Origin of the sequence: uncultured Fretibacterium sp. (assembly GCF_963544685.1) — a bacterium.
Classification (GTDB): Bacteria; Synergistota; Synergistia; order Synergistales; family Aminobacteriaceae; genus CAJPSE01.
Genome location: NZ_CAUUGJ010000018.1, coordinates 20,677 through 29,061 on the forward strand (window position 1 = coordinate 20,677; position 8,385 = coordinate 29,061).

Genomic DNA, 8,385 nt, shown 5'->3' on the forward strand with positions numbered 1-8,385 from the left:
TTGCTGACCTTCGCCAAAAAAGTTCCGTTCGATGACTTTGAGGGGAAAAGTGTGGGGCAGTACTTGAAGGCAAGGAGTTCCTCTCTCTCATTCGAACCGCCAAGTCGTGAACGAGGGCACGAAGTTCCGGGGGATCCAGGACGGTGATGTATGAGGCGGCGGACAGCACCTGGTGCGCTGCGTCCCGAAGATCCGGGACGTGGGCCTAGCGCTTCATCCCGGGGATTCGGAGCCGGAGCTGTGGGGCCCGGGCCGGCCTGTGCGGGCAAGGGCCTCGGCGGCGCTCGAGGCTCCCAGGGCGCGGTAGAGCCTGAGGACATGGTATTTTGCCGTGCTGTGGGCTATTCCAAGCTCCTTCGCGATCTCCCCGTAGCTCGCGTTCCTCCCGAGAAGTTCCAGAATCCGAATCTGCCTGTCGCTCAGGGCGGGGACCGCCGCCGCTTCCTCCACCATTTTCGATGAAGTCAGGGGTACCTTATCGGTCCCCGCCATGGCCGCCCGGACCCGGACCGCGAAATCGATCCAGAGGGCCTTATGCGTTTTGTGGGTTCGCAGCAGGGTGTCGAGGACCGGGGCGAGGGCGGGCGCGTCGTCGATGAAGAGCCTCGGGAAATTGCAGAGCGCCCCGATCTTAAGTGCCCTCTCCATGCAATGGAGGCTTTTTTTGCGGTTTCCCAGGTTCCTGTGAGCGAGCGAGAGCAGCAAAGAGGCCTCGATCATGTCCAGTCGTCGCCGAAAATTCATCCCAAGCCTCAGCAGCTTCTCCCCGAACAGGACAGCCAAGGCGTCCTCCCGGACGGCGAGCAGCGCCCGTTCCGTGACGAAGTGCTGGTACATCCGGTACAGAGGTAACCCTTCAGTGAGGGGAGCAGCGTAGGTGTCCAGCCACTCCCGCGCCGCCTTTCCATCCCCGCCTGCGATGCGGGCGGCGAAGCGCCAGGCCCGAAGGCTCGGGCGCAGAAGGAGGAACCCCTCCCCCTCGATGCGCCGTTCCGTCTCCTTCTCGATTTTTGCGGCCTCGTCCGCTCGTCCCATAGCCCTCAGGATGGCCGACAGGATCAGGTCCGCGGAGAAACGTACCTCCGCCCTGCAGGGCGTCGTCTCCATCATCTCTTGGCTCCTCAGGGCCCGGAAACAGGCCTCGGGGAGGCGGCTGCTTTCGTAGAGGATCCCCGCAAGCTGGCATTCCAGCATGACCTGATGCTCGTTTCCCAAAAGGGGAGTAAAGGCCCTCCGCCTCCTGGCGGCCTGGACGTAGAGATCGCGGCCCCGGGCCAGGTCCGAGTGGTCTATCAGGGAGCGGTGCAGCATGGGCATGGCTGCGGTAAAGGTCCCCACCCGGAGCTGTCCGTCGGGCAGGAGACGCTTCAGGTCCTTTCGTCCCTCCAGGAGCTCGTCCGTATAGCGGTCCAGGGGCCTGCGAAAATCCAGTGCCCGGAGCGCACAGAAGAGCTGCATGGCATCCCTGTCCGCCTTTTTCGAAGATGAAGAGATGTCCTTCGAGCTCCGGCTTTCCAGCTCTCGTTCAATCTTATCCATAAGCCGGAGGAATTGCCGGGCGTTACCCTCCACGTAGTACACGAAGGCGCATTGGGTCATTATGGGAAGATTCCCCTCGAAGAGGTCCTTGCGCAGCTCCTCGCGTCCGTCGATCACGTATTCCTTGAAGAACGCGATGCGGTCCTCCACCGAGCTGGAGGCGGCAATTCGCCGAAAGGCCGCGCAGCAGGCGGACAGTCCCCTGGAGTCGGAGCATCGGATGTAGTGCGCGGCGGCGGCGTAGTAATCCTCCTCCTCGAAGAGCGCGTCGGCCACCTTTTTCTCGAGGGCATGAATCTCGTCGGCACTGCGGCTTTCGTAGAGCTTCTCCCTCAGAAAGTCCCGAAAAAGGTCGTGCAGGCGGTAACGCCCGTTTCCCAGGCGGGAGACGAAGACCAGGGACTCGAGGATTTCGGCGCTGTCCGGTCGTCCCGTCAGGCGGCGGCACAGCCGTCCGTCCAGCAGGGCGGGCAGGGAGGCCTGCATCAGAAAGTCCCGAATCCGGTCGTCCCAACCGATCCAGACGTGGACATCCAGGTAGCGGCGCAGCAGCTCCTCCCCCTGCAGGGCCCCGTCGGGGGAAACTTCCTCCTTTTCCCTTTCCTCTCCCGGCGCCCCGCTCCCCATCAAAAAGGCCCCCACCGCTATGGGCCATCCCGCGGTCCGCCTCAGGAGGTCGGTCGCCCGGTGGGGGGAAAGGCCGTTTCGAGTCAGAAGCCTTCGCAGTTCCTCCTCGTCGAAGGCCAGGTCTCGGGCGCCCAGGACGGTCATATCGCCCTTCAAGATGGCGTCCAGGAAGATGTCCGAGGGCTCGTCCCGGCTCAGGAGACAGACGGTGAATCCGGAGGGGAGGCGTTTCCGGAGCAGGGGGAGTGCCCGCGGCACCGCCCCGTCCCGCAGATGGTGAAGGTCGTCCAGGACCAGAACGTACTTTTTGGTGTTGGGGAGGAGCAGGTCCAGGGCGTCGAAGAGATACTCCAGAAAGGGGGGCTTCACCCGCTCCGCGGCCCGGGCCAGCCTCCGGTTGGCCCTCTGGGCGAAGGCGAGCCCTCCCAGGAACTTGCGGACGAAACGGCCCTCGTTGTTGTCGTAGGGATCCAGCGTGATCCAGGCATGCTTGTTGCGCTGCGGGGCCAGCCACTGCGAGACGGCGAGGCTCTTTCCGAACCCGCCGGGAGCCCCGACGTAGACCCAGTGCCCTCCGCGCTCCTTCGCGGCGTCCAGAATCGCGTTCACCCTCGCACGGGGCAGGATCCCCTTTCCTGCGCGGGGCGGAAGGAAGTGTTCCTCGGACATGGGCTTTCTCCTTAGGATGTTCTTCGTGATGGATTCAAGCGTATCTTTGATTCCCTCACAATTATACAGGAACATGAGGAGGGTTGAGGCCGGCCCTTGGAGGGGGCGGTGAACCAAGAAATTTCTCTTTTGCGGAAAAAAGTTGCCTTTTCGGGCTGTAATCATGACCTCGGGTTATGGACGCTCCCCGGAGCGGCGCATAGAATATCGCGGGTAGGGGGATTCAGCCTCTGTCCGTATCCAGCCTTGTTATCGGGAAGGGAGTTTTTGTGAATGTGGAGCAAGCGTATCGGTGTTTTGTCGGTGTTGGCGGTCCTCGTGTTCTCCGCTGCGGCCTTCGCGGCCGTGCAGGATTTCAAGGATTTTACCGTGGATGTCCCGGACGACTGGACCGCGACGCAGAACGGCACGACCGTGGGGATTGTGGCCAACGACAACTCTGCGGCGGTGAGCGTCACGGTGGACAAACGGGATGGAATGGAGGCCAAGGACCTGGCAGCGGCCTTCGCGCAGAAGTTGAAGGGCTCGGAGCCGGTGTTTGAGGACAATGTGTACCATTTCGACTTCAAGAACGAGGCCGGTGTGGAGAGCCGGGCGATCCTGAACACGGAGGACGATAAATACCTGCTGCTCGTCATCACGGGGCAGAACCCCAAGCTGGAGGCCCTCATCGACTCCATACAGGGGAAATAGCCACAATAAGATAAGCGGGGGGATGTCGTTCTCTCGGGGCGTTCCGCCTTGAATATGAGGAACATCCGGGGAATATTGCGGACGGGCTTTACCGCTGTTACGTTTGGATTGGGGGCTTTACGGGTACGGCGTGCGGTTTGCGCCGTACCTGTCGTTGTCTTTTATGAAGTTGAAGCGGGGGAAGGTGCGGAGATTGTTCGGTTTATGGAAAACGCGAAGGTCAGGGTGCTCGAAAAAAACTGGCCTCGGAAGGATTTTGCCTCTGGCGCGGGCCTGCGCCCTGTGCGCGGGGATGGCGGGAATCGTCCTGATCCACGGCGCGCCGGCGGACGCCGCCTCGTCGGTTTTGATCAACGGCAAGCCGCTCGCTCAGATCGACGACATCGTGAAGGAGACGACCGGCTCGCGCGGTGTCGTGAAGGAATCGCTTTTGAAGTTCTTGAAGGCGAACGACGGAAAATTCCGGTTTTATCCCACTCGGGGCGACGACAGGGGAAGTCCCTCCGAGAAAGCTCAGGTCAACCTCGGGGACGACGGCGGGTACACCAACACGGGCCTTCACCCGGCCGTCGGCAAAAAACGGGCCGCGGACGGCTCCCTCGTCGTGATGTATCCGTCCTCCAACGAGGGCGGCGTCACCCTCCGCTTCGCGCAGGTGAAGCCGGACGAGAAGGGCGGGCTCGCCGCGGCGAAAGGCTGGAGCACGACGATCGAGGCGTCCGGGTACCCCTACGTCACGGACTCGGCTGCCGGGCTCTTCCCCGACGGCGAGAGCGGCTCCGAGGCCTTCGTCGTCGCGTACTACACGGCGGGCGGGGACCCGTCGGGGAAGAAACGCCCCGGGTACGAGCAGACCTACACCGCCTGGCTGGCCTTCGTCGACCCCGTGGGGAAGCGCGTCGAGACCCGGCAGCTCGGGGCGATGAACGCCCATTACCCGTCGGTCCGCGTGGCGGCGGGGGACCTCGACCACGACGGCAGGGCCAACGAGTTCGCCCTCATCCGCACCGGCAGGGACAACAACTATTTTCTTCAGGTCTATCGCGCGTCGGGGGTCGTCGAGGCGTCCCCGATATACGAGACCGGCCTCGGCAGCCGGGACGGCAAGGGCGAGAAGGTCGACGGCTGCGACGTGGTGGCCGGGGACTTCAACGGCGACGGGAAGACGGAGCTCGCGGCGGTCTACGCCGACAAGGACGGCGACGACGCCTACCCGGCCGTTCGGACATACGGGTGGAACGGTTCCGGGTTCAGCGGCTCCGAGACGCGGCTGAACGATAAGGCTCAGCGGGTGGGCGGCACGTCGTGGACGCTGGTGTACGTCCCGCACTACGGGATCATCGCTTCTGCCGGCGACCTGGACGGCGACGGGAAGGACGAGATCGTCTTCCTGTCCGCGAAGTACGGGGATGACGGCGGGCAGCTCCAGGTCTCGGTGTGGGGAACGGACGGAGCCCTGAAGCCCGCGCGTAAGTTCTGGCGCAACACGGGACAGACCCTCGCCGGATACGGCGGGGTCGGCGGCGTGGACAGGGCGGAGTGCAGCTGCCTGCTCCGCAGCGCGTCGCTTGCGCTCGTGCCCCTGGGAGGGAGGTCCGAGCGGGGGGCCCCGCTCCGAAAGGTGTTCTTCTCGCTCTCTCAGGGCGACGATACGGACAAACGGTCGAGCGATTACTTCACCGGCGACAGGGTGTGGTACTTGTCGCCCGAGATCTCGGGCGGCAGCCTCACGGGCCTTTCCTCGCCCGTTCTTCACACGCAGGGCAGTGCGGGGCGCGCCGCGGCGCTCCTGCCCGGCGACTTCTACGGCGAGTCCATGGCCCTGGGCGAACCGACGCACCTGGTCTTTGAGGGCGAGCGCAGCTACGCCGCGGAGATCCAGACCCCGCCCTATCACGTGGACTACATCCAGGCCCCGTTCGAGGTCAACGGCGTCCGGCCGGAGAAGAAGTCCGTGATGAACCTGTCCTGGATGGGCTCGTCCGTCGCGTACTCGAAGAGCCAGACCGAGAGCAGCAAGGCCGACACGTCGTTCAGCGCGACCAGCGCGCTGGAGTGGGGGGTCAATGCGTCCGTCGGAGGGCGGTACAAGCTGATCGGAGCCAACGCCTCGGGCGGCTACAAGGACACGTCGGCAAGGGTCGAGAACGCGGCCAACAGCTCCCAGGCGACGGTCGCGACGACCATCACCAGCGTCACGGACGGATCGGACAACGTCGTCCTGTACAAGACCGACCGGCACGTGTGGCGCTACCCGGTCCTCGGCCCCGCGCCTCAGGCTCCGGACGCGCCGCTCGAGGAGGGGGAGAAGCTCAACGGGGACCGGTTCATGACCTTCTCGCTCTGCGATGCGCCGACGATCGTCCAGGGCGACGCCGGCCAGAGCGCGCAGTTCGACGACTACAACCCCATCCACGAGGAGGGCAACCTCTTCTCGTATCCGACGAAGGTCGAGAACACCCCGTATTACGGCGAAATGCAGCAGGAGCTGTCGAACAGGCTGAACTCGGCCGTCGGCGGCAGGACGGTGCTGGACCTCGCGGTCTCCCAGGTGACGACCGACGTGTCCGGTCTCACCACCAAATCGAAGAAGGCGGCGAACGGCTCGCTCAACGTCTCGCTCGGCGCGCCGAAGGTCTTCAGCGTCGGGGTCACGAGCACGGTCGGCTATTCCAACGAGCTGACGAACACCGAGACCTTCACCAAGACGTATCAGGAGTCCGAGAAGTTCACCGTGACCCTCAACAACGCGCAGCTCCCGTTCAACTCCAGTTACATCAAGCACCTCATCGAGACCCAGCTCTACGCCGACGCCGCCGGCGTGATGAAGGTGGCCTTCGGGGTGGACCTGGCCGACAGCAACGCGCTGGTCTGGCGGAACACGCCGGGCAGCCTGTACGCGGACAAGCCCGACCCCGCGCTCGTGCTTCCGGCGCGCTACAACCGCCGCGTCCAGTTGTCCGAGAGCGGAACGACCCGGGTGGTCTGGTCCGCCAACGAGGATCGCATTTCGGCGACGCAGGTGCGCGGAATCTCCTTCCGGGACGAGGATGTTCGGAAATCGACGACATCGGCCCTCGTCCGCGGAGGAAGGTACACGATCCGGATTCCGCTCTACAACGCCAGCTTCAAGGACGCGGGCGGCGTCGAGGTCGAGATGCGCCTTCGCGCTGGGGGCGGGGATGCGGACCTGCAGACGCTGGACCGGCAGACCGTTCGGCTTGGAGGCTGGACGCAGGGCGCGGAGGCCAACAAGGCGACCGCCTCGTTCACGTGGACCGTTCCGAACGACCTCACCCCCGGCAACTACGACCTCTACTTCGCCGTGGACCCGGACAACAAGCTTGACGAGCTTCACGAGGAATGGAGCTATCCGGGGGAGCCGGGCGGCAACAACGTCGGCCGCTATCCGATCGCCGTGCTGGCCGAGGAGCCGAAGGCTGCCGCGGGCCTGGCGGTCGTGTCCGCCCAGGTGGTCCGTGCGGCCGCGACGGAGGGGGACTTCAGCATGACCTTCAAGCCCATCCGGTCGGACGACACGCGCAAGCAGCTGACGCTTCCGGAGTTCCGCACGGAGCTCTTAAAGCAGACCTCGGACTTCCGCGCCCACGCCACGATCCGGTACAGCGGCTCCGAGACGCTGACGAACCTGCACATGACGGTGAGCCGGGTCAAGGGTGACGGCAGCGAGAGCCGCGTTGCGACGCGGACCATCCCGGCGATCTTCCCGAACACCGAGCGCAGCCTCTCGTTTATCGTGTCGCCGAGCAAGATGCGCGAGGGAACGCTGGCCGTCGATCTCGTCGGGGACAAGGGCGTGAGCCTCCACTGGCCGCGCGGTGACGCGAACGACCCGAAGGACCCTCCCGCGCACGGCGGCAGAAGGAGCGGCGGCGGGTGCGACGCGGGATTTGGTGGACTAGCCTTGGTTTTTACAGCTGCCTTCCTTCTAAGGAGAAAGGCGTAGCCTCGGATAGATACAGCTAGTCCCTTTAGGGGCGACGCGGGTGTCAGTGGACTGGCCTTGGCTCTTGTCGGGGCATTCCTACTGAGGAAAAAGGTGTAGCGTCGAATAAAAGTAGCTAGTCCGTTAAGCAGACGACCGCCTTCCGCGAGGCGTTAGCCTCGCGGGGCGTGTCGGTACGGCAAGCCGTAAACCTTCGGTCCGCTTATGCCGAACGGCAACACAGTTGTTGCTGTTCGGCGCAGCAGGCGACGCGGGTGTCAGTGGATGGACACTGGCTCTTGCAGCTGCGTTCCTATTGAAAAGGAAAGCCTGATTTTCAACAACCGCAGCTAGTCCCTTTAGGGGCGACGCAGGATGGAATGCTTTAGCGCTGGCCCTTGCCGCGGTATTCCTGCTGAAAGCGAAAGGAACACATTCTTTAGGGAAGCGCTGATTAAAACAAAAACGCATATTTTTCCAAAGAGGAGTATGCAAAACATCTATGGGCAAAAATCTCCAGCGCTTCCCTAAAATTTAACATGGGGGCTTCGCCCCCTGATGAAGCCCCTAAGCGACCGACACGGCTCGTACCTCGCCGGTCGTCTGCTTAAAGCTCCCACGCCGCTATCCCGATAGCGGCGGCCCCGGCAAGTTCAGCCCATCGACAAGCAAGCTGGGGTACCACCGGGGTGCTTCATGGATTAAATCAGCGTTTCTTTAGAAACGAAAGGAAGGGTTCGGTAATGAGAACGGTGCTTGTGTCGATTTTCCTTTTTTTGGCTTTCATTTTCTGTCCCGTTCATGCCGAGGGAAAGGGCTTGCCGACTCTGGTATCCCTGTCCGGGGCCGGTTGACCGGCCTGCAAACAGATGTCCAAAGTTTTGGATGCGATCAATGACCGGTATGAGGGC

The 8,385-nt window shown here is 63.4% G+C and carries 4 protein-coding genes; 2 read left to right on the top strand and 2 right to left on the bottom strand.

The annotated features are described in order from the left end of the window. Positions 1 to 213 precede the first annotated feature (213 nt). On the bottom strand, positions 214 to 2,835 hold the full coding sequence (locus tag ABLA28_RS03190; RefSeq protein ID WP_347712482.1) for a LuxR C-terminal-related transcriptional regulator: 2,622 nt from the start codon (positions 2,833 to 2,835) through the stop codon (positions 214 to 216). A 273-nt stretch (positions 2,836 to 3,108) separates the two neighbouring features. Between ABLA28_RS03190 and ABLA28_RS03195 the strand changes: the two genes are divergently transcribed. Both ABLA28_RS03195 and ABLA28_RS03200 read left to right on the top strand, forming a co-directional pair. Next, entirely contained in the window at positions 3,109 to 3,528 is a 420-nt protein-coding gene (locus ABLA28_RS03195) for a hypothetical protein (protein ID WP_347712483.1), read from the top strand. A gap of 256 nt (positions 3,529 to 3,784) precedes the next feature. Continuing rightward, a complete protein-coding gene (locus ABLA28_RS03200) occupies positions 3,785 to 7,495 on the top strand; it encodes a hypothetical protein (RefSeq protein WP_347712484.1) in 3,711 nt (1,236 codons plus the stop codon). A gap of 680 nt (positions 7,496 to 8,175) precedes the next feature. On the opposite strand, the gene ABLA28_RS03205 is transcribed toward ABLA28_RS03200, so the two are convergent. Then, positions 8,176 to 8,385 (bottom strand): hypothetical protein (locus tag ABLA28_RS03205; protein WP_347712485.1); only part of this gene is annotated, 210 nt, incomplete at its 5' end.